Below are 22,658 nucleotides of genomic sequence, written 5' to 3' on the forward strand. Positions count from 1 at the left end.
TGCCGGGCCCGAGGGCCGGACCTGGCATCATTGCTCCGTGAACGAACTTGTTTTCCGCTCCGACCATCCTCGTGGTGCCCGCGTCTGCGCGGGCCTGGGAGCGCTGGGGACCTCGGCGGGTCTGGGCTGGTGGATCGCCGTCGGCTTCGGGCCGTTCCTGTGGCCCTCCATGACCCTGCTGATCGGGCTGCTCCTGCTCTACACCGCGTTCGCCCATGCCTCCTGGCTCGAGGCGGACGCCGTGGCACTCCGGCTGCACAGCCCGCTCCGTGACCGGGTGGTGGGCTGGGACGAGATCGCCGACTTCCGGGTGGTCCGGATGAAGCAGCTCCGGAGCGGGGACTTCCTGCGGGCCGCGGTGGTGCTGACCGACGGCCGGGAGATGCTGCTGCCGCAGCCCCGCCCCGGCCGGCTGGACGACCTCCACTTCGAGAGCAGGCTCCGGGCGCTGCGCGGGTACTGGCGGCAGCACCGCGGCTCCGGCCCGCTGCCCGCGCCGGCCGCGCTCTCCGAGGTCAGCCGCTTCTACGGCTCGGGCACGGCGGCGGCGTACCTGGCGCACCTGCTGGTGCTGAGCGCGGCCGCCGTCGGTGCGGCCCTGCTCGCCGGGATCGAGACCGAGGCCCGGCAGGCCGCCGGGGACCGGGTGATGGCCGGAGTCCTCGGGCTGGTGGCCGGATACTCCGCCGCTCAGCTGACGCTCTGTCTGCGCCACCGCCGGAGCGCGCCGGACGAGCTCCGCCCGTCCGCGTGGCCGTTCGTCGCCGCCCTGGGCGGCACCGCGCTCTGGCTGCTGCCGCTCTGCTGGCTGGACGCCCTCGGGCTGCCCGCCGTGGCGGCCGGGTCGGCACTCACGGTGGGTCTGCTGGCCTGGGCGTGGCGGGCCACCGGCCCGGCGGCCCGGCGTGCGGTGCCCCGTTACGAGTCGGCCACCGCGCTGGGCGCCGGGTAACCGGTGGGACCGTCGCCCCCGTGACCTGGTAGACCTGGGGGCACTATGAACATCACCGTCTTCTGTTCCGCGTACTCGCTCGACGAGCGGTACACCGCCCCTGCCGCCGAGTTCGCCCGCCTGCTGGGCGAGCGCGGGCACACCCTGGTCTGGGGCGGCTCGCACGCCGGGCTGATGGGCCTGCTGGCCGACGAGGTGAAGGACGCCGGCGGCCGGCTGGTCGGCATCTCGGTGGACTTCCTCGCGCACAAGGCGTACGAGGGCGCCGACGAGCTGGTCAGCACCCCCGACCTGGCCACCCGCAAGGCGCAGCTGCTGGAGCGGGCCGACGCGCTGGCGGTGCTGGTCGGCGGGCTCGGCACGCTGGACGAGATCACCGAGGTGCTGGAGCTCAAGAAGCACGCCCGGCACGACAAGCCCGTGGTGGTGCTGGACACCGAGGGTTTCTACACCGGGCTGCGGGTGCAGCTGGAGCGGATGGACGCCGAGGGCTTCCTGCCCCGGCCACTGGCCGAGCTGGTGCACTTCGCCACCACGCCGGCCGAGGCGATCGCACTTCTCGAGGGGACGAACTGATGGGTGCTCACCTGATCACCGGGGCCGGTTCCGGCATCGGCGAGGCCGTCGCGGAGCGGCTGTCCGCGCGCGGCGAGCAGCTCTGGCTGCTGGCCCGGGACGCCCGGCGGGCGGCTCAGCTGCGCGAGCGCTTCCCCGGGGCCCGCATCGTGGTCGGCGACCTGGCCGACCCGGCGAAGCTCTCCTGGGCCTTCGGCCACCAGGAGCTGCCGGTGGAGCTGGACTCGCTGCTGCACGTGGCCGGCGTGGTCCAGCTCGGCGAGATCGGCGACCTTCCGGTCAAGGCCTGGCAGGAGCAGCTGAACGTCAACCTGGTCGCGCCCGCCGAGCTGACCCGGCTGCTGCTGCCCTCGATCCGGCTGGCCAAGGGGCACGTGCTCTTCGTCAACTCCGGTGCGGGCCTGCGGGCCGACGCCACCTGGGGCGGGTACGCGGCGTCGAAGTTCGGCCTGCGCGCGCTGGCCGACTCGCTCCGGGTGGAGGAGCACGGCCACGGCGTCCGGGTCACCACGGTCTACCCGGGCCGCACCGCCACCCCGATGCAGCTGAAGGTCCATCAGCAGGAGGGCAAGGAGTACGACCCCACGCGCTGGATCGCTCCGGAGTCCGTCGCCACCGCCATCCTCACCGCGATCGACCTCCCCCGGGACGCCGAGCTCACCGAGATCACCGTCCGTCCGGGCAACTGAGGTCGCAGCCGGCTACCCGGCCGTGACAGCTGCCCGCAGCCCGGTTCTGGCGGTACGCAACGCCGTCCGGGCGCGGGCGGCTCCGCTTCGGGTCGCCGATGCGCCGCAGCCGACCGCGACCTCCCGGGTGCCGAGCCCCGCACAGGGCGGACAGATGCCCGGCCTCGGCACCGGATCGTGGCACCTGCCGCACTCGTACCGAGCGGGGGCGGCCTGCTCGGGGCGGGGTGCGGGCGGCATCTTCCGCTCCAGCCGGCTGCGGAGCACCGCCGCCGGGGAGTGCACCCTCGCAGGCAGCCCCGGTAGCAGCGCCCGCGCCAACTCGTCTGTGCCACATCCACGTTGCAGCCACTGAGCGACCAGCGGTGCCAGCCCGACCGCCTCCGCCTCGCCGATCCGCAGCCGCGGCTCCGGCCGGATCACCCGGAACAGCGTGGCCACCGCTGCCTGGACCTGCTCGTCCGGAGCCGACCGGGGCTCGGGGAGGGAGGGTTTCTTCCCCGGGTCCTTTACCGAAGGGAGGCCAGCGCACCCGGCCTCCACCCCACCGGAGACCGGACGGGTGACACCCGGCACCGCGAGCTGCGGAGTGTCGTAGACGTGGGCCTCGCTGCGGATCGTCCCGTTCGGCATCCGTGCAGTGTCGACCCGGTAGTACCCGGCGGCCGTCAACTCCCTGAGCGCCCTGCGGACCGCCCCACGCCCCTGCGGACTGGAGTCCGCCATCTGCCGCCCGTCCTCGCGCCACCCGTCACGACGGGAGAGCAGATCGGCCAGGAGCCCCCGGGCGGTGTAGCTGAGCCGCCGGTCCTGCAACAGGCCGTTCGGCAACACGGTGAAGTGACGTGTGTGTTCTGTACGATGGATACGCATCTGGAGGTTCGCTCCTGTTGCCAGACCCCGGGGTGTTCCAGCACCGCCGGGGTCAACTCTGTCTTCCAACGACTACGGAACGTAGCATAGTTGACACAGCGTCAGGGGCCGCTCGTCAGAGTGGGTCGCGCACTGCGAGCCAGGCTCTGCCCGTACTGGCAATACACGACCGCGACCGAGCAGAAGACCCCGGCGGACCTCCTGGCACTCAGCGGCAGTGTGGACCCGGGCCGCACCGACGGAGCCGAGAACCACGACCACTACATCCGCGACCGCCTCCACCGACATCGCAGGGGCTCCGCGTGCCAGACTTGCCCCATGACGGCAGCACGCGACTACGAAGACCTGCGGTACGCGGTGGAGCACCTCAGTCCTCGCCAGGCCCGCCGCCTCCGCCTGATCATCAGCGAGGACGAGGAGCTCGCCGACGTCCTTCCGTCGCGAGTGGACGAGCACGCCGAGGAGGCAGACGACGAGGGCGGCCTGCTCCCGCCCAGCTTCCTCGCCCTCGCCGGCAGCATCGACGCCCCCGCCGACTACGCGGAGAACCACGATGCCTACATCGCTGCCCGCGACGACCGGCGCGGGAGCGCCTCCGGGTGACGGTTACGATCCTCGACACCGGACCGCTCGTCGCGTTCTTCAACGCCAGGGACAACCACCACGCCCGCTGCGTGGACTTCTTCTCCCAGCTTCGGGGTCGGAAGATCCTGCCCTCCACCGTCCTGGCCGAGGTCAGCTGGCAGCTGGAGCACTGGCCACGCGTGGAGCGCGCGTTCATCGACCACGTGGCGAGAGGGCACTTCGAGCTCGACAACGTCACCCCCGACGACCTTCTTCGCGTCGGTGAGCTCATCGAGCAGTACGACAGCTTCCCTCTCGGAGCGGTCGACGCCTCCGTCATCGCAGTCGCCGAACGCCTCCGAGCCCGGCGGATCGCCACCCTCGACCGCCGCCACTTCACCGTCGTCCAGCCCAAGCACACGGACTGCTTCACCCTGCTGCCCGACCTGACCTGACGACAGCTGCGACGGAAACACCCACGGCCGCTGGATCGCCCCTGAGTCCCGCCGTCCTCAGCGACCTCGACCTGCCCCGCGACGGTTCGGACGCGGACGCTCTACGGCTTCGGCCAGGGCGAGGGTTGTCTCGACCGGCTGGTCGTGGTCGACGCCGTCGATGCTCCAGTCGTAGAACTCATGGATCTGCTCCGTGAACGGGGAAGGTGAGAAGGTTCCGGATCCGCTGCGGATAGGCTCGCGGGGTGAGTACTCAACACCTCTTTCCCGAGCTGACCGGTGCCGCGACCGGGGTCGGTTCGCTGCCCGGGACGGACGCGCGGGAGGCGGCGAAGACGGCCGTCGGCGCGCTGGAGTTCCTGCCGCACCTGCCCGAGCTCCCCGCCCGGGGCCCCGGTGCGGACATGATCGGACGCTCCGCCGGGATGCTGGTGGAGCTCTTCGCGCAGACCGAGCCGAGCGGCTGGCGGTTCGCCGACCGGCCCGGCCGGGACACCCGGCGGGCGCACTCCTGGCTGCGCGAGGACCTGGACGCCCTGGAGGAGCACACCCAGGGGTACACGGGCGCGCTCAAGGTGCAGGCGGTCGGGCCGTGGACGCTGGCCGCCAACATCGAGCTGCGGCACGGCGAGAAGGCCCTGGCCGACCCCGGAGCCTGCCGGGACCTGGCCGGCTCCCTCACCGAGGGCCTGCGCCGCCACCTGGCGGAGGTGCAGAAGCGCATCCCGGCCGCCCAGGTGGTGCTGCAACTCGACGAACCGTCACTTCCGGCCGTCCTGGACGGCTCGGTGAAGACCGCCAGCGGCTTCCAGCGGCTGCGCTCGGTGGACCGACAGCGCGCCGAGGAGACCCTGCGGGAGCTGATCCGCGCCCTCGACGTCCCTGTGGTGGTGCACAGTTGCGCACCCGACGTGCCGCTCGCACTGCTGCGCCGGGCCGGGGTGGCCGGGATCTCGCTGGACTTCGGTCTGCTGACGGAGCGTGAGGACGAGGAGATCGGCGAGGCGGTCGAGGCGGGCACCGTCTTCCTCGCCGGTGTGGTGCCCTCCACCGACACGGGAATGACGGACCCGGCCGGTAGTGTCCAGGGTGTCAGGACGTTGTGGCGCAGGTTGGGGCTGTCCCCGGAGCTGCTCGGACGCCGCGTGCTGGTGACTCCGACCTGTGGTCTGGCGGGTGCTTCGCCCGCGTACGCCCGCAAGGCGCTGTCACTCAGCGCGAGGGCCGCGCAGAGTCTGGTGGACAACCCGGAGTAGTGGACTGGGAGGTCGCGGTGGCGGTCGAGGGCTGGGCGGACGTACCGGCGGAGGTGCGTGAGCGGCACGCCGAGCTGGCGGACGAGATCGAGATGCACCGCGCCAGGTACTACCTCGACGACGCGCCGATCGTCACCGACGCCCAGTTCGACCTGCTGATGCGGGAGTTGGAGGCGATCGAGGCCGCGCACCCGGTCCTGGTCACCCCCGACTCGCCGACCCAGAAGGTCGGCGGCGCCCCGACCGAGCTGTTCGCCGCGGTCGAGCACCGCGAGCGCCTGCTCAGCCTGGACAACGCGATGGACGACGAGGAGCTGGCCGCCTGGGCCGAGCGCGTCGCCCGCGAGCTGGACGGCATCGAGTACCACTACCTGTGCGAGCTCAAGGTGGACGGCCTGGCCGTCAACCTCACGTACGAGAACGGGCAGTTGACGCAGGCCGCGACCCGCGGCGACGGCCGGGTCGGCGAGGACATCACGCCCAACGTCCGCACCATCAAGGAGATCCCGCACCAGCTCAAGGGCGAGAACATCCCCGCCCTGGTGGAGATCCGCGGCGAGGTCTACCTCCCGACCGAGGCCTTCGCCGAGCTGAACGCCTCACTGGCGGCCGAGAACGAGCGGCGCACCGCGGTGAACGAGGAGCGCGCCAAGGAGGGCAAGCGCCCCGGCGCGCTGGTCAAGCTGTTCGCCAACCCCCGGAACGCGGCGGCCGGTTCGCTGCGCCAGAAGGACTGGCAGGTCACCGCCTCCCGCCCGCTGCACATGGTGGTGCACGGCATCGGCGCCCGCGAGGGCTTCGACATCGACTGCCAGTCGCACGCCTACCAGCTGCTGCACGACTGGGGCCTGCCCACCGCGAAGCACAACAAGGTGGTCTCCACGCTGGACGAGGTGCGGGCCTTCATCAAGCTGTACGGCGAGCAGCGCCACTCGGTCGAGCACGAGATCGACGGCGTGGTGGTCAAGGTGGACGAGATCCCGCTCCAGGGCCGGCTCGGCGCCACCTCCAAGTCCCCGCGCTGGGCGATCGCCTGGAAGTACCCGCCGGAGGAGGTCAACGGCAAGCTCGCCGAGATCAAGATCGGCATCGGCCGGACCGGCCGGGCCACCCCGTACGCGGTGCTGGAGCAGCCGGTGAAGGTGGCCGGCTCGATGGTGCAGTACGCCACCCTGCACAACCAGGACGTGGTGAAGGCCAAGGGCGTGCTGATCGGCGACACCGTCGTGCTGCGCAAGGCCGGTGATGTGATCCCGGAGATCCTCGGCCCGGTCATGGAGCTGCGGCCGGAGAGCGCGGAGCCGTTCCGGATGCCGGAGAAGTGCCCGGAGTGCGGCGAGGGGCTGCGCCCGATGAGCGAGGGCGACATCGACCTGCGCTGCCCCAACGCGCAGTACTGCCCGGCCCAGATCCGCGAGCGGATCGCCTACCTGGGCGGCCGCTCCTCGCTGGACGTGGAGGGCCTCGGCTACGTGGCCGCCACCGCGCTGACCCAGCCGCTGGAGCCCGCCGAGCCGCCGGTGGGGAACGAGGGGGACATCTTCGGGCTGACCATCGATCAGCTGCTGCCGATCAAGGCCAAGGTGCTGGACCCGAAGACCGGCATGCCCAAGCCGGACGACAAGACCGGCAAGGAGAAGGTGGTCACCTTCTTCGCCAACCTCAAGGGCGAGCCGAAGAAGTCGGCCACCCTGCTGCTGGAGAACCTCGACAAGGCCAAGGACCGCCCGCTCTGGCGCTACCTCAACGGCCTGTCGATCCGTCACGTCGGCCCGGTCTCCGCCCAGGCGCTGGCCCGCGAGTTCCGTGACCTGGACCGGATCTTCGCCGCCACCGAGGAGGAGCTGGCCGCCACCGAGGGGGTCGGCCCGATCATCGCCAAAGCGGTGAAGGAGTGGTACGCCGAGGAGTGGCACCGGGAGATCCTGGAGAAGTGGCGCGCCGCCGGCGTCCGCTTCACCGAGGAGGCCGCCGAGGAGACCGGCCCCCGCCCGCTGGAGGGCCTGACCCTGGTGGTCACCGGCACCCTGGCCGGCCACACCCGGGACGGCGCCAAGGAGGCGCTCACCTCGCGCGGTGCCAAGGTCACCGGCTCGGTCTCCAAGAAGACCGACTTCGTGGTGGCCGGTGACAACCCCGGCTCCAAGTACGACAAGGCCGTGCAGCTCGGCCTGCCGGTGCTGGACGACGCGGGCTTCACGGTGCTGCTGGAGCAGGGCCCCGACGCGGCCCGGGCCCACCTCGGGATCGAGCCGATCGTCCCGGAGGAGGTCCCGGAGGCCGAGCCGACCGAGGAAGGCTGAGACTCCGTTACCTTCCTGATGCAGCGTCAGCGGGGTCTGTCCGAAAGAAACCGGGCATTCTGTCACTGGGCGGCACTCCGAATGGATGTTCCGCCGGTGCGGCGTCCAAGGTTGTCCGAAAGTCCGCCTTACAGGTCGGAGCCGGGCATACCCTTGGGGCGACACTGCGTCAGCAAGGGTGGCAGGCCCCGAGAGCACCAGTCGGGCCGGCCGGGGAAGCCCGCTCGCTGGCCTCCACCGCACCGGGGGTGTCGTACCGAAAGGCGGCCTGAACGGGGCGGGCCCGACGGAGGACAGGGCTTATGGATCGTACGACCGGCGGCGCGCCCACACGCCCGCCGCAGGGGGTGGCGGGTGCGGTCCTGCTGCTCGGCGTGCTGTTGGCCGGGGCAGCGCCGCTCATCCCGCTCGCCGTCCTGGTCTACCGGCACGAGCCCGAGCTGCTCCCGCTGTTCGCGGTGCCGCTGGCGGTCCTGGTGGCCGCCTGGCGGATCGCCCGGGACCGGGCCAGGGACCAGCTGACCGACCCGCTGACCGACCTGCCGAACCGTCATGCCCTGCTGCTGGCCGCCCAGGAGGCGATCGCCGAGGGCGAGGGCGAGGAGGACTGGAACGTCGGGCTGATCCTGCTCGACCTGGACCGCTTCCGCTCCCTCAACGACGCGCTCGGGCACACCGCGGGGGACAGGCTGCTGGTGCACATCGCCCGCCGCCTGCACCGGGCGCTGCGCTCCGGCACGCACAACCCCGGGCGGGACGATCCGGACGACGTCTTCTCCTCCCTCCCGGTCGCCATCCAGCGCAGCCACCGCCCGGTGGTGGCCCGGATGGGCGGAGACGAGTTCGCCGTGCTGCTGCCCGGGGTCGGCCGCGCGGACACCCTGGAGCGGATGGCAAAGGCCCTGATCGCCGAACTCGCCGCACCCATCCGGCTGGACGGGCTGCTGCTGGTGCTGGAGGCCAGCGCCGGGGTCTGCGTCTACCCCGCGCACGCCCAGGACGCCGAGGCGCTGCTGCGCCGGGCGGACGTGGCGATGGCCCACGCCCAGCGCCGGCGCAGCGGGGTCGAGCAGTACGACGAGACCCGCGACCTGGACACCCCGTACCGGATCGGGCTGCTCGGCGACCTGCGGCGGGCGTTGGAGACCCGCGAGGTGGAGCTGCACTACCAGCCGAAGGTGGCCTTCGACGGCCGGGTGGTCGGCCTGGAAGCGCTGCTGCGCTGGGACCGGCCGGGCCAGGGTCGGGTGCCCCCGGACGAGTTCATCGGCCTGGCCGAGTCCAGCGGGCTGATGCCCCGGCTGACCGACTACGTGCTGGAGGCCGCCGTCGGCCAGCTGGCGCTCTGGCGCGCGCAGGGCCTGGAGGTGCAGGTCGCGGTCAACGTCTCACCCCGGGACGTGCTCAACCCGGGCTTCGCCGACCGGGTGGCCGGGCACCTGACCAGGCAGCAGGTGCCCGCCGGGGCGCTCCAGTTGGAGATCACCGAGCGGCTGCTGCTGGACGACTCCCGGCTGGCCGCCGACACCCTGGCCGAGCTGCGCCGCTACGGGGTCGGGATGTCGCTGGACGACTTCGGCACCGGGCACTCCTCGCTGGTGCGGCTGCGCTCGCTGCCGGTCGGCGAGTTGAAGATCGACCGGTCCTTCGTCTCCCGGATGGTGGCCGACGACCACGACGCGGCGGTGGTCCGCTGCTCGGTCGAGCTGGCCCACTCGCTCGGGCTGACGGTGGTCGCCGAGGGCGTCGAGGACGACGAGACCTGGGAGCGGCTGCACTCCCTCGGGGTGGACGCGGTGCAGGGCTGGCTGGTCTCGGCCGCCCTCCCGGCGGACCAGGCCACCGCCTGGCTGATGGTCCACCGGACCGGCGCGCCCGAGGTCGAACTGCTCTGAGAACACCGGGCGCCCGAGCTCGCTGCGGCTCGGGCGCCCAGTGCTGCCCATAGGATGGGCCTGGAAAGATGGGCTGCCACACATCTGAGTGGCGGTCCGACCAGAACTCACCCTTGAGGATCGCTGCATGCCTGGCATCACGCGCGAGGAGGTCGCCCACCTCGCCCGGCTGTCGCGTCTGGAGCTGCAGGCCGAAGAGTTGGACCACTTCGCCGAGCAGCTCGACGTGATCATCGGCGCGGTCGCCCGCGTTTCCGAGGTCGCCGGACAGGACGTCCCGCCGACCTCCCACCCGCTTCCGCTGACCAACGTCATGCGGGCGGACGAGGTGCGCCCGTCGCTCACCCCGGAGCAGGCCCTGGCCGGTGCGCCGGCCGCCGAGGAGCAGCGTTTCCGCGTCCCCCAGATCCTCGGGGAGGACTGACCCATGACCGAGCTCATCAAGAAGACTGCCGCCGAGACCGCCGCCGCCATCGCGGCCGGCGAGGTCTCCGCCGTCGAGGTCGCCCAGGCCCACCTGGACCGGATCGAGGCCACCGACAAGAAGGTCAACGCCTTCCTGCACGTGGACACCGAGGGCGCCCTCGCGGCCGCCCGCCGGGTGGACGCCAAGCGCGCGGCCGGCGAGCAGCTGAGCCCGCTGGCCGGCGTGCCGCTGGCGCTCAAGGACGTCTTCACCACCGAGGGCATCCCGACCACCTGCGGGTCGAAGATCCTCGAGGGCTGGGTGCCGCCGTACGACGCCACCCTGACGGCCCGTCTGAAGAACGCCGACGTGGTCATCCTCGGCAAGACCAACATGGACGAGTTCGCGATGGGCTCCTCCACCGAGAACTCCGCCTACGGCGTGACCGGGAACCCGTGGGACCTGTCCCGCATCCCCGGCGGCTCCGGCGGCGGCTCGGCCGCGGCGCTCGCCGCGTACCAGGCCCCGCTGGCCATCGGTACCGACACCGGCGGCTCGATCCGTCAGCCCGGCGCCGTCACCGGCACCGTGGGCGTGAAGCCGACCTACGGCTCGGTCTCCCGCTACGGCCTGATCGCGTTCTCCTCCTCGCTGGACCAGGGCGGCCCGTGCGCCCGCACCGTCCTCGACGCGGCGCTGCTGCACGAGGCGATCGCCGGGTACGACCCGCTGGACTCCACCTCCATCAACGCCCCGGTCCCGGCCGTGGTCGAGGCCGCCAAGCGCCGCGACGTCCGCGGCATGCGGATCGGCGTGGTCAAGGAGTTCGCCGGCGAGGGCTACCAGGCCGGTGTGATGCAGCGGTTCAACGAGTCCGTGGAGCTGCTCCGCGAGCTCGGCGCCGAGGTGGTCGAGGTCTCCTGCCCGTCCTTCACCCTCGCACTCCCCGCCTACTACCTGATCGCTCCGAGCGAGGCCAGCTCCAACCTGGCCCGCTTCGACGCGATGCGGTACGGCCTGCGGGTCGGCGACGACGGCACCCGCTCCGCCGAGGAGGTCACCGCCCTCACCCGCGAGGCCGGCTTCGGCCCCGAGGTGAAGCGCCGCATCATCCTCGGCACCTACGCCCTCTCCTCGGGCTACTACGACGCCTACTACGGCTCGGCCCAGAAGGTCCGCACCCTGATCTCGCGCGACTTCGACGCGGCCTTCGCCGGCGTCGACGTGCTGGTCTCGCCGACCACCCCGACCACCGCCTTCCCGATCGGCGAGCGCGCCGACGACCCGATGGCGATGTACCTGGCCGACCTCTGCACCATCCCGTCCAACCTGGCGGGCAACGCGGCCATGTCGCTGCCCTGCGGCCTGGCCCCGGAGGACAATCTCCCGGTCGGCCTGCAGATCATCGCTCCCGCGATGGCGGACGACCGCCTGTACCGCGTGGGCGGCGCCGTCGAGGCCGCACTCAACGACAAGTGGGGACACCCCCTGCTCGAGGAGGCACCGGCACTGTGAGCGGCATCGCGAAGGCCAAGGGATTCAAGAAGTCGAAGCCGGGTCTCTGGCTGTCCATCGGGACGAGCGCGTTCGGCGCGATCTCGATCTCCAAGGACATCCGCAAGGCCCGGTCCGAGAACGACAACCTCCTGCTCCTCAACGCCCTGGTCGGTGCCGCCGCGCTGATCACCGGCACCGCACTCCTCGTCCGTGAGCTCAAGCGGCTCGGCGACGACGACGTGCTGCTGGGCTGACGGACCGCCAAGACTCAAGTGAAGGGGACGCTGTGAGCGTCATTAGCCTGGTCTCGTACGAGGACGCACTCGCCTCGTACGACCCGGTGATGGGCCTTGAGGTCCATGTCGAGCTGGGTACCAAGACCAAGATGTTCTGCGGCTGCTCGACCGAGCTGGGCGCGGAGCCGAACACCCAGACCTGCCCGACCTGCCTCGGCCTGCCCGGCTCGCTGCCGGTGGTCAACGCGATCGGTGTGGAGTCGGCGATCAAGATCGGCCTCGCGCTGAACTGCGAGATCGCCGAGTGGTGCCGGTTCGCCCGGAAGAACTACTTCTACCCGGACATGCCGAAGAACTTCCAGACCTCGCAGTACGACGAGCCGATCGCCTTCAACGGCTACCTCGACGTACAGCTGGAGGACGGTTCGACCTTCCGGGTGGAGATCGAGCGCGCCCACATGGAGGAGGACACCGGCAAGTCCAGCCACGTCGGTGGCGCGACCGGCCGTATCCACGGCGCGACCCACTCGCTGCTGGACTACAACCGGGCCGGCATCCCGCTGATCGAGATCGTCACCAAGCCGATCGAGGGCGCCGGCGAGCGCGCGCCCGAGGTGGCCAAGGCGTACGTGGCCGAGCTGCGCGAGCTGATCCGGGCGCTGGGCGTCTCCGAGGCCCGGATGGACAAGGGCCAGATGCGCTGCGACGTGAACCTGTCGCTGCGTCCGAACGGCACCGAGAAGTTCGGCACCCGCTCGGAGACCAAGAACGTCAACTCCCTGCGCAGCGTGGAGCGGGCAGCCCGGTTCGAGATCCAGCGGCACGCCACGGTGCTCACCGACGGCGGCACGATCATCCAGGAGACCCGGCACTTCCACGAGGACAACGGGTCCACCACGAGCGGCCGGATCAAGGACAACGCCGAGGACTACCGGTACTTCCCGGAGCCCGACCTGGTCCCGATCGCGCCGAGCCGGGAGTGGGTCGAGGAGCTGCGGGCCACGCTGCCCGAGCTGCCCCGGGTCCGCCGGGCCCGGCTGCAGGCCGAGTGGGGCGTGACGGACCAGGACATGCAGTCCATCCTCAACGCCGGTGCGGTGGAGCCGATCCTGGAGACCATCGCGGCCGGTGCGCCGGCCGACCAGGCCCGCAAGTGGTGGCTGGGCGAGCTGGCCCGCCGGGCCAACGAGACCGGCACCGAGCTGGCCGACCAGCCGATCACCCCGGCCCAGGTGGCCCGGGTCTGCGCGCTGGTCGCCGAGGGCAAGCTCAACGACAAGCTGGCCCGTCAGGTGATCGAGGCCGTGCTGGCCGGCGAGGGCGAGCCGGACGCCGTGGTCGAGGCCCGCGGCCTCGCCGTGGTCTCCGACGACTCCGCGCTGGGCGCGGCGATCGACCAGGCCATCGCGGAGAACGCCGGCGTCGCCGACAAGATCCGCTCCGGCAAGGTGGCCGCGGTCGGCGCCCTGGTGGGTGCGGTCATGAAGGTCACCCGGGGCCAGGCCGACGCCGCGAAGGTCAAGGACATGATCTTCGAGAAGCTCGGCGTCTCGCCCGAGTGACCTGAGGTACCTAGGACTGCCCGCTCCGTACTCACGGGGCGGGCAGTCCGCGTCTAAGGACCGCGTGCCCCGGGAGATGCGGCATGCTCCCGATGTGGCCACCCCCCTTACCGGAGGAAGCTCTTACCAGGACGAAGAGCCCGCAGGGGAAAAAGGGGAGACCACGATGTTCGAGTACGAGCTCATCCAGGCCCGCTCGCAGGAGCTTCAGCGCGCCGCCCGCCACGACGCGCTGGTCAGGGAGGCCCTGGAGGCCGGCCGCTCGGAGGTTCCGGGCGTGCGCCTGGGCCTGCTGAGTGCGCTGCGACAGCGCCGGGTACGGGCGCTGAGTCCGCGCCCGCAGCTCAAGCACGGCTGAGCGAGCGGCAAATGCTGACAGAACGTCACAGGCCGCCGATGCCTGGTCCGAACCGCGAGATACTCGCTCGGACCGCGTCGGCGGCCTGTGGCATGCTCGCCCTCATGGAGCAGATATCGGTGAGCCCGGTCTTCGTCGGTCGCGGCACCGAGGTCGGTGCGCTCCAGGCGGCGCTGCGCCGGGCCGACGCGGGGCAGCCGCAGGCCGTGCTGATCGGTGGCGAGGCCGGGGTCGGAAAGACCCGGCTGATCGAGGAGTTCCTCGGGGCGGCCTGCCGGGACGGCGCGGTGACCACCATGGGCGGCTGCCTGGAGGTCGGCGCCGAGGGTCTGCCGTTCGCCCCGCTGGCCACCGCGCTGCGCCGGCTGCACCGGGGCCTGGGGGCCGAACTCGAACGGGCCGCCGAGGGGATGGAGGGTCATCTCACCCGCCTGCTCCCGGAGTTCGGGGCCGACGACGCCGAGCCGAACGACGAGTTCGGCCGGGCCCGGCTCTTCGAGCACACCGGCCGGCTGTTCGAGCGACTGTCCGCCGAGCAGACCATCGTGCTGGCGATCGAGGACCTGCACTGGTCCGACCGCTCCACCCGCGAGCTGCTCGCCTACCTGATCCGCACCCTGCACAGGGCCCGGGTGCTGATCGTCGCCACCTACCGCACCGACGACCTGCACCGCCGTCACCCGCTGCGCCCCTTCCTGGCCGAGCTGGACAGGCTGCGCACCGTGCAGCGGCTGGAGCTGGCCCGGTTCGAGCGGGCCGAGGTGGCCGCCCAGCTGGCCGGCATCCTGGGCACCGAGGCGCCCGGCCGGGAGCTGGTGGACCGCATCCACGACCGCTCCGAGGGGAACCCGTTCTTCGTCGAGGAGCTGGCCACCGCCCACCAGGAGGGCTGCCACACCGGCCTCACCGAATCGCTCCGCGACCTGCTGCTGGTCCGGGTCGAGGCACTGCCGGACGAGACCCAGCGGGTGCTGCGGATCACCGCCGAGGGCGGCAGCTACGTCGAACACGCCTTGCTGGAGGCGGTGTTGGACGAGGGCGAGGAGTCACTGACCGAGGCGCTGCGGGCGGCGGTGGGGGCCAACGTGCTGCGCCCGGACACCGACGGCGAGGGCTACCGGTTCCGGCACGCGCTGGTCCGCGAGGCGGTCTCCGACGACCTGCTGCCCGGCGAGCGCTACCGGATCAACCGCCGCTACGCCACCGTGCTGGAGCAGCAGGCCGAACTGGCCTGCGAGAACGGGCTGGACGCCCGGCTGGCCAACTACTGGTACCAGGCGCACGAACCGGTGAAGGCCCTGCCGGCCGCCCTGGAGGCGGCCCGGGCGGCCCGCCGCCGCAATGCCTTCGCGGAGCAGCTGCGCATGCTGGAGCGCGCGTTGGAGCTCTGGGACGAGGTGCCGGAGGAGACCCGCAACGCCACCGTCCGGCCGCACGACTGGGCCGGCACCTTCCCGGCCTGCGGTTGCGACGGCGCGCACTGCGCCGGGCTCCGGCTGGTCGACGTGCTGGCCGAGGCGGTCACCGCGGCCCGCCGCAGCGGGGACCGGGACCGGGGCCTGAGCCTGGCCAAGCGTGCGCTGCACCTGCTGGACGAGCAGGCCGAACCGGAGCGCGCCGCCTGGTTCCTGATCCAGCGTGCGCAGATGTTCGGTCACCTGCGGCGCGGGGGAGCGCAGGAGGCGATCGACCGGGCCCAGCAGCTGGTGGCCGGGCTGCGGCCGTCCCCGGTGCAGGCCGAGGTGCTGGCGCTGGCGGTGGGCCACGTGATGCTGCTGGACCCGTCGGCGGGGGACATGGCGATGGCCGAGCGGGCCGTCGAGATGGCCCGTGCGGTGGACACCCCGATGGTCGAGCTGCACGCGCTGACCACCCTGGGCACCCTGCGGGCCAACCTGGGCGACCCGGAGGCCGGGCTGGCGCTGCTGCACGAGGCGGTCGAGCGGGCCCGGTCGGCCGGTGTGGTGGACGTGCTCTGCCGGGCCCTCAACAACCTCTCCAGCATGGCGCTCAGCCTCGGTCGGGCCGAGCAGGCCGAGGCGCTGGCCCGGGAGGGCCTGGCGGTGGCCCGGGGGAACGGGCTGCTGGCCAACACCGGCGCCATCCTGGCGGGGAACCTGGTGGAGGCGCTGCTGGTGCTCGGCCGCCGGCAGGAGGCCGAGGAGCTGCTGGCCGAGTGGGACGACTCCCGGGCCGGCAGTTTCCACGCCTTCCTGGACCGGCTGCGCAGCGAACTCGCCCTGGACCGGGGCGATCTGGCCGGGGCCGAGGAGCACTTCCGGCGGGCCCGGGAGGCCGGCAAGGTGGTCCAGCAGCCGCAGCACGACCTGCCGGTGGCCCGGCTGGCGATCCGGATCGCGATGCGGGCCGGCCGTCCGCTGGAGGCCCGGGCCGAACTGCTCGCCGTGCTCGACGACCTGGCCGCCCGCCCGGCCGGGGCCGGGTTCTCCGACGGCTGCGTCAACGGACTGCTGCCGGTGCTGGTCGAGGGCGCGGCCGCCGAGGCCGACTCCCGGGGCGTGCCCAGCGCCGACCTCGGCCGCCCGGTGGTGCTGCGGCGGATCGCCGAGGTGGCCGCCGGGCTGCATCCCGGCACCGGGATCCACCGGGCCTGGGCCGAGCTGCTGGCGGCCGAACTCGCCCGCGCCGAGGGCACCGACAGTCCCGGCCAGTGGGCGGCGTCGGTCGAGGCGCTGCGCGCACTCGGGCTCGGCTGCCCGCTCGGGCAGGCGCTCTACCGGCAGGCCGAGGCGCTGCTGGCCACCGGCCGCCGGGAGGAGGCCGCCGGGCTGCTGCGCGAGGTGGACGAACTGGTCACCTCCGGCCGCTACCTGCGGCAGGACGCCGCCCTGCTCACCGCCCGGGCCGGTCTGGCCGCCGCCCGCCGGCCGGTGGAGCCCCGGCCCGTCGAACCGGCCGATCCGGCCGAGGAGTTCGGGCTCACCCCGCGTGAGCGCGAGGTGCTCGACCGGCTCGGACTGGGCCGGACGAACCGTCAGATCGCCGAGGAGCTCTACATCTCGCCCAAGACCGCCAGCGTGCACGTCTCGAACATCCTGGCCAAGCTCTCGGTCGGCAGCCGCGGCGAGGCCGCCGCGCTGGCCCACCGGCTCCAACTCCTGGGCCAGGGCGCCTGAAAGGGAGCCGGGCCGGTCGGGCGCACGGGGGCGCGGAGCTCCGTGCGCCCCCGTGCGCTGCGGCCAACCGGGGCGATCCGTCCCGAAACGGGCCACGTTGTCACCGGTCGCCATTACTCTAAGTGGAGTGTGCGTGTCATTGAGTGACGGAATTGGTGTAGGGTCCGGACCGGGAACACCGGTACGGCGTGGGGGAGAGGTCGAGTGAGCTTCCGCGCGGTCCGTCCCCCCGGCGCCCTGCTGGCGGTGCTCTGCCTCGGGTACGCGGTGGGTGCCGCCCTCGGCTGGGGATCCCCCCGACTCGCCCTGTTCATGGGGGACTTCGGCCTCGCCGGGGCCGCGCTGGCCGCCGCGCTCTCCTGCCTGCTGCACGCCTGCATCACGGCCGGCCCGGCCCGTCCGGCCTGGCTGCTGTTCGGCCTCTCCTCCTCCATGGTCGCCTTCGGGAACGGCACCTGGGGCTGGTACGAGGTGGTGCTCGGCACCGCCCTGCCACCGGACTCGCCGGCCGAGTACGCCTTCCTGCTCTTCGCCCCGCTCGCCATCACCGGCCTGCTGGTGCTGGCCCAGCGCCCGCGCACCGCGGCCGGCTGGCTCTGCCTGCTGCTGGACGGCTGGCTGGTGGCCGGTTCGCTGTTCACCCTCAGCTGGAGCCTGGCGCTCGGCCGGGTCGCGGCGGGGGAGGGGGACGACCCGCTCCGGCTGGCACTCGGCCTGGCCTACCCCGTGCTGGACATCCTGCTGGTGAGCCTGGTGGTCGGCCTGCGGTTCCGCCGCCGGGACGGCAACCGCGCGGCGGTGCACACCGCGATGGTCGGCCTGGCCCTCACGGTGGTCTGCGACGCCCTGTTCACCTCGCCCGAGCTGCGCAGCAACTACCACTCCGGCGGTCTGCTGGACGCCGGCTGGTTCGCCGGCAGCGTGCTGCTGGCCTGGGCCCCCTGGGCGCCCCGGGCGGCCGGCGGGCCCAGCCGTCAGCACCCCTCGGTGGGCGGCGCCCCGCGCCGCCGGGTCTCCACCACCTTCAGCGCGCTCACCCCGTACGTGGCGGCCGCCGTCTGCACGGCCGGCATCCTCTACAACGCGCTCGGCGGCCACGCCCTGGACCGGGTGGTGGTGGCCGCCGCCTGCACCGTCGGCCTGGCGCTGATCCTGCGTCAGGGCGTGACCCTGCTGGACAACCTCTCGCTGGCCCAGGAACTCGCCCAGAAGGAGGCGCACTTCCGCTCCCTGGTGCAGGGCTCCAGCGACGTCATCATGATCGCCGGCGGCACCGGGGTACTTTCCTACGTCTCCCCGGCCGCGCTCGGCGTCTACGGCCGCGACCCGGAGGGCCTGGTCGGGGGGAACCTGCTCAACCTGGTCCACCCGGAGGACGTCGACCGGGTGCTGGCCGAGGTGAAGCGGCTGATGAAGGGCCTGCCGGACGGCATCGGCGAGCCCTCGGCCCGGGTGGAGTGCCGGGTCCGCTCCGGCGGCGGCGAGTGGCTGCACGTCGAGTCCACCGTCAACCGGTACCGGGACGGGCTGATCCTGAACAGCCGGGACGTCACCGAACGCGTCATGCTGCAGGCCCAGTTGCAGCACAACGCGTTCCACGACCCGCTCACCGACCTGCCGAACCGGGCGCTGTTCACCGAGCGGCTGAGCTCGGCCCTGACGGGTGGTCAGGCGGACGAGACGGTCGCGGTGCTCTTCCTCGACCTGGACGGCTTCAAGGCGGTCAACGACTCCGCCGGGCACCAGGTCGGCGACGAGCTGCTGGTGCAGGCCGCCCGGCGGCTCCAGGGCGCCGTCCGGGCCGGGGACACCGTGGCCCGGTTCGGCGGCGACGAGTTCGCCGCGCTGGTCTCCGGCCGGCTCGGCCGCGTCCAGGTGCAGGAGCTGGCCGACCGGCTCCGCTCGGCGCTCTCCGAGCCGTACTGGATCGGCGGCGCCGAGCTCGGCGTGGCCGCCAGCATCGGCATCGCCTTCGCCTCCCCTTCCCCCTCCCGGGGCGGCCGGCAGGAGTCCGGCGGCCCGCGGGCCGACGAGCTGATGCGCGACGCGGACTTGGCGATGTACCGGGCCAAGTCCGAGGGCAAGGGCCGGGTGGTGCTCTACCACCCGGCCATGCGGGCCGAGTTGGAGCGCCGCACCGAGCTGGAGGACCGCCTGCGGGTGGCCGTCCGGGAGGGCACCTTCACCCTGCTCCACCAGCCGCTGGTGGACCTCTCCACCGGCGCCGTGACGGGCGTCGAGGCGCAGGCCAGGTGGCGCTCCGCCCAGGGCCTGCTGCTCACCCCCGCCGAGTTCCTGCGCACCGCCGAGCAGGGCGACGCGGCCACCCGCTTCGCCCGCTGGATGCTGCACGAGTCGGTCACCGCGGCGGCCCGCCGGGGCGGCCCGAGGATGGTCGCCGTCCCGGTCTCGGTCCGGCTCTCGGCCGAACGGCTGTGCGCCCCCGGGATGTACGAGGCGGTGGTCGCGGTGCTCCGCGAAACCGGCCTGCCCGCCCAGCAGTTGGTGATCGAGCTGGCCCGCACCGGGTCCGACGCGCAGGCCGACGAGCTCGGCCGCCGGCTGGACGCGCTGCGCCGGCACGGCGTCTGCACCGCGGTGGCCGGCTTCGGCGCCGGCGGTGGCTCGCTCGGCGCGCTGGCCCGGCTGCCGCTCGACGCGCTCAAGCTGGACCGCTCGCTGGTCCAGGACGTGGCCGACTCCACCCTCACCCGCGCGCTGGCCGGGCACGCGCTCCGGCTGGGCCGCGACCTCGGCCTGACCACCTCCGCCGAGGGGGTGGACCACCCGCGCCAGGTCGCCGTCCTCCAGGAGTTGGGCTGCCGCCAGGGCCAGGGCCTGGCCTTCTCCCAGCCGCTGGACGAGCACCGGCTGCGCCGCGCGCTGCTGCGCCGGGTCTACCCGCTGCCGAAGCCGCTCGGGCCGCTCTCCGCCCGCCGCGCCCACCTGGCCGCAGACGCCCGTTCGGGTGGCCACCCGGAGGTGGCCGGGAGCCGGGCTCCGCACCACCAGAGCGGCTCCGACCTGCCAGGACGCATTCCGCTGCCCGGTCCATGGGCCCGTCCGCATGATGAGACCTCCGTCCCACCTGCTTGACACTGCACCCCGCCGGGGAGGAAGGTCGGTGCCATGCGCACCCGAATTCTCGTACTTGGCGGGCGCGTCGGCTAGAGCGGGCAGCACGCCCCGCTCGGAGAGACCGACGCGCCACCCCTCGCATGCCCTCGGGCACGAGGGGTTTTTTGTTGCACTGGAACTGTTCGACAAGGCAATACCCCGGCCGATTCGCCCACTTACGAGCCCCTCACACGGGCCGGGTGGACGATGGAGGCAGGACCGGCCGCCGCCACCAGGGCCCTCACCTGGCGGGCGGCAGAACCCGAGAAGAGACAGGCAGATGACCGAGCACGCCGCCCCCCGTCGCGGGGACACCCCGGCTACCCACGCTCCCGCGCCCAGCGTGGTCGAGACCATGACCGGTGCGCAGTCCCTCATCCGCTCGCTCGAGGCCGTGGGCGCGGACACCGTCTTCGGCATCCCGGGTGGCGCCATCCTCCCCGCCTACGACCCGCTGATGGATTCCCAGAAGGTCCGTCACATCCTGGTCCGGCACGAGCAGGGCGCGGGCCACGCGGCCACCGGCTACGCCCAGGCCACCGGCAAGGTCGGCGTCTGCATGGCGACCTCCGGCCCGGGCGCGACCAACCTGGTCACCCCGATCGCCGACGCCTACATGGACTCCGTCCCGATGGTGGCGATCACCGGCCAGGTGGCCTCCAAGGCGATCGGCACCGACGCCTTCCAGGAGGCGGACATCTGCGGCATCACGATGCCGATCACCAAGCACAACTTCCTGGTCACCGACCCGTCCGAGATCCCCCGGGTGATCGCCGAGGCCTTCCACATCGCCGCCACCGGCCGCCCCGGCCCGGTCCTGGTCGACATCGCCAAGGACGCGCTCCAGGCCACCACCACCTTCCGCTGGCCGGTGGAGACCGCACTGCCCGGGTACCGCCCGGTCACCAAGCCGCACGCCAAGCAGATCCGCGAGGCCGCCAAGCTGCTGGTCAACTCCAAGCGCCCGGTCCTCTACGTCGGCGGCGGCGTGCACAAGGCGCAGGCCAGCACCGAGCTGCGGATCCTGGCCGAGCTGACCGGTGCCCCGGTGGTCACGACCCTGATGGCGCTGGGCGTCTTCCCGGACAGCCACCCGCAGCACCTGGGCATGCCGGGCATGCACGGCTCCGTCCCGGCGGTCACCGCGCTGCAGAAGGCGGACCTGCTCTTCACCCTGGGCGCCCGCTTCGACGACCGGGTGACCGGCAAGCTGGACAGCTTCGCGCCGTTCGCCAAGGTCGTGCACGCCGACATCGACCCGGCCGAGATCGGCAAGAACCGTCCGGCCGACGTGCCGATCGTCGGTGACGCCCGCGAGGTGATCGCCGATCTGATCGTCGCCGTCCAGGCCGAGTTCGACGCCGGCCACAAGGGCGACTACACCGCCTGGTGGGAGAAGCTCAACGAGTGGAAGACCACCTTCCCGCTCGGCTACGAGGCCGCCCCCGACGGCGGGTTGTCCCCGCAGCAGGTGATCGAGCGGATCGGGCAGCTGGTCGGCCCGGACGCCATCTACGCGGCGGGCGTCGGCCAGCACCAGATGTGGGCCTCGCAGTTCATCCGCTTCGAGAAGCCGGCCACCTGGCTCAACTCGGGCGGCGCGGGCACCATGGGCTACGCCGTCCCGGCCGCGATGGGCGCCAAGGCGGGCAAGCCGGAGGCCACGGTCTGGGCGATCGACGGCGACGGCTGCTTCCAGATGACCAATCAGGAACTGGTCACCTGCGCGCTGAACAACATCCCGATCAAGGTCGCCGTCATCAACAACGGCTCGCTGGGCATGGTCCGCCAGTGGCAGACCCTCTTCTACAACCAGCGCTACTCCAACACCGTGCTGCACGCCGGCCCGGAGCACGACGGCATCGCGGCGCCCGCCCAGGGCACCCGGATCCCGGACTTCGTGATGCTCTCCGAGGCGATGGGCTGCGTCGGCCTGCGCTGCGAGCGCCCCGAGGACCTGGACAAGGTGATCGAGCAGGCGATGGCGATCGACGACCGCCCGGTGGTCATCGACTTCATCGTCCACCAGGACGCCATGGTCTGGCCGATGGTGGCCGCCGGCACCAGCAACGACGAGATCCTCGCCGCCCGGGACGTGCGCCCGGACTTCGGCGACGACCTCGACTGAACTGCGCTCGCCCTCCCGTCGCCCACCACCACCCTTGTTCGGTCCGGCTTCGCCGGAGCCCCTCTGGTGCCGATAGAGAGTCCATGACCACCATGTCCAAGCACACCCTCTCCGTCCTGGTCGAGAACAAGCCCGGCGTGCTCGCCCGCATCGCCGCCCTGTTCTCCCGTCGGGGCTTCAACATCGACTCGCTCGCCGTCGGCCCGACCGAGCACCCGGACATCTCCCGGATGACCATCGTGGTCAACGTGGAGGACCTCCCGCTGGAGCAGGTCACCAAGCAGCTCAACAAGCTGGTCAACGTGATAAAGATCGTCGAACTGGACCAGGCCGCAGCGGTCCAGCGCGAGCTGGTCCTGGTCAAGGTCCGCGCCGACGCCGAGTCGCGTTCGCAGATCGTCGAGATCGTCCAGCTGTTCCGCGCCAAGACGGTCGACGTCTCGCCCGACGCGGTGACCATCGAGGCCACCGGCAGCTCGGACAAGCTGGAGGCCATGCTCAAGATGCTGGAGCCCTACGGCATCAAGGAGTTGGTCCAGTCCGGTCTGGTGGCCATCGGCCGCGGCGCCCGTTCGATCACGGACCGCTCGCTCCGGGCCCTCGACCGCAGCGCCTGAGCCGCACCGCAAGACCTCTGACGCCCCGTCGTCTCAC

Annotated in this window: 16 protein-coding genes and 1 pseudogene; all 17 read left to right on the forward strand. The window is 72.4% G+C overall.

Annotated features, from left to right (window positions below; translation table 11 throughout):
• The first annotated feature begins 37 nt into the window (after window positions 1–37).
• The 17 genes and pseudogenes from ACZ6ZR_RS35275 (at window position 38) to ilvN (ending at window position 22,621) form a co-directional block, all read left to right on the forward strand.
• On the forward strand, window positions 38–952 hold the full coding sequence (locus ACZ6ZR_RS35275) for a PH domain-containing protein (RefSeq protein ID WP_465649545.1): 915 nt from the start codon (window positions 38–40) through the stop codon (window positions 950–952).
• A gap of 45 nt (window positions 953–997) precedes the next feature.
• Entirely contained in the window at window positions 998–1,528 is a 531-nt protein-coding gene (locus ACZ6ZR_RS35280; RefSeq protein ID WP_465649547.1) for an LOG family protein, read from the forward strand.
• Window positions 1,528–2,217, forward strand: a complete 690-nt coding sequence (locus tag ACZ6ZR_RS35285; protein WP_465649549.1) for an SDR family oxidoreductase — start codon at window positions 1,528–1,530, stop codon at window positions 2,215–2,217. The genes ACZ6ZR_RS35280 and ACZ6ZR_RS35285 overlap by 1 nt, the downstream gene beginning before the upstream one ends.
• Window positions 2,218–3,408: 1,191 nt before the next feature.
• Complete coding sequence (locus tag ACZ6ZR_RS35290) at window positions 3,409–3,693, forward strand: hypothetical protein (protein WP_465649551.1); 285 nt, start codon at window positions 3,409–3,411, stop codon at window positions 3,691–3,693.
• The gene (locus tag ACZ6ZR_RS35295) at window positions 3,690–4,109 is read left to right on the forward strand and encodes a type II toxin-antitoxin system VapC family toxin (protein ID WP_465649553.1); all 420 of its coding nucleotides are present in this window, start codon (window positions 3,690–3,692) and stop codon (window positions 4,107–4,109) included. The genes ACZ6ZR_RS35290 and ACZ6ZR_RS35295 overlap by 4 nt, the downstream gene beginning before the upstream one ends.
• Before the next feature lie 245 nt (window positions 4,110–4,354).
• Complete coding sequence (locus tag ACZ6ZR_RS35300; RefSeq protein WP_465649554.1) at window positions 4,355–5,365, forward strand: methionine synthase; 1,011 nt, start codon at window positions 4,355–4,357, stop codon at window positions 5,363–5,365.
• A 92-nt stretch (window positions 5,366–5,457) separates the two neighbouring features.
• Window positions 5,458–7,668 carry an NAD-dependent DNA ligase LigA gene (gene ligA, locus ACZ6ZR_RS35305; RefSeq protein ID WP_465649587.1) on the forward strand — a complete coding sequence of 737 codons (2,211 nt, stop codon included), beginning with the start codon at window positions 5,458–5,460 and terminating at the stop codon, window positions 7,666–7,668.
• A gap of 365 nt (window positions 7,669–8,033) precedes the next feature.
• Window positions 8,034–9,563 (forward strand): annotated as a pseudogene (locus ACZ6ZR_RS35310) (putative bifunctional diguanylate cyclase/phosphodiesterase); the annotation flags it as partial.
• A gap of 127 nt (window positions 9,564–9,690) precedes the next feature.
• On the forward strand, window positions 9,691–9,987 hold the full coding sequence (gene gatC / locus ACZ6ZR_RS35315) for an Asp-tRNA(Asn)/Glu-tRNA(Gln) amidotransferase subunit GatC (RefSeq protein ID WP_035845952.1): 297 nt from the start codon (window positions 9,691–9,693) through the stop codon (window positions 9,985–9,987).
• 3 nt (window positions 9,988–9,990) lie between these two features.
• Window positions 9,991–11,484, forward strand: a complete 1,494-nt coding sequence (gene gatA / locus ACZ6ZR_RS35320; RefSeq protein WP_465649556.1) for an Asp-tRNA(Asn)/Glu-tRNA(Gln) amidotransferase subunit GatA — start codon at window positions 9,991–9,993, stop codon at window positions 11,482–11,484.
• Complete coding sequence (locus tag ACZ6ZR_RS35325; protein ID WP_465649558.1) at window positions 11,481–11,720, forward strand: hypothetical protein; 240 nt, start codon at window positions 11,481–11,483, stop codon at window positions 11,718–11,720. The genes gatA and ACZ6ZR_RS35325 overlap by 4 nt, the downstream gene beginning before the upstream one ends.
• Window positions 11,721–11,752: 32 nt before the next feature.
• On the forward strand, window positions 11,753–13,264 hold the full coding sequence (gatB, locus tag ACZ6ZR_RS35330) for an Asp-tRNA(Asn)/Glu-tRNA(Gln) amidotransferase subunit GatB (protein WP_465649560.1): 1,512 nt from the start codon (window positions 11,753–11,755) through the stop codon (window positions 13,262–13,264).
• 166 nt (window positions 13,265–13,430) lie between these two features.
• Complete coding sequence (locus ACZ6ZR_RS35335) at window positions 13,431–13,622, forward strand: hypothetical protein (RefSeq protein WP_465649562.1); 192 nt, start codon at window positions 13,431–13,433, stop codon at window positions 13,620–13,622.
• A gap of 104 nt (window positions 13,623–13,726) precedes the next feature.
• Window positions 13,727–16,759 carry a helix-turn-helix transcriptional regulator gene (locus ACZ6ZR_RS35340; protein WP_465649564.1) on the forward strand — a complete coding sequence of 1,011 codons (3,033 nt, stop codon included), beginning with the start codon at window positions 13,727–13,729 and terminating at the stop codon, window positions 16,757–16,759.
• Window positions 16,760–16,963: 204 nt separating this feature from the next.
• A complete protein-coding gene (locus ACZ6ZR_RS35345) occupies window positions 16,964–19,855 on the forward strand; it encodes a putative bifunctional diguanylate cyclase/phosphodiesterase (RefSeq protein WP_465649566.1) in 2,892 nt (963 codons plus the stop codon).
• Window positions 19,856–20,156: 301 nt separating this feature from the next.
• The gene (locus ACZ6ZR_RS35350; protein WP_465649568.1) at window positions 20,157–22,004 is read left to right on the forward strand and encodes an acetolactate synthase large subunit; all 1,848 of its coding nucleotides are present in this window, start codon (window positions 20,157–20,159) and stop codon (window positions 22,002–22,004) included.
• 92 nt (window positions 22,005–22,096) lie between these two features.
• A complete protein-coding gene (ilvN, locus tag ACZ6ZR_RS35355) occupies window positions 22,097–22,621 on the forward strand; it encodes an acetolactate synthase small subunit (RefSeq protein ID WP_396297185.1) in 525 nt (174 codons plus the stop codon).
• Window positions 22,622–22,658: the final 37 nt, after the last annotated feature.

The organism is Kitasatospora sp. NPDC088742 (assembly GCF_055584905.1).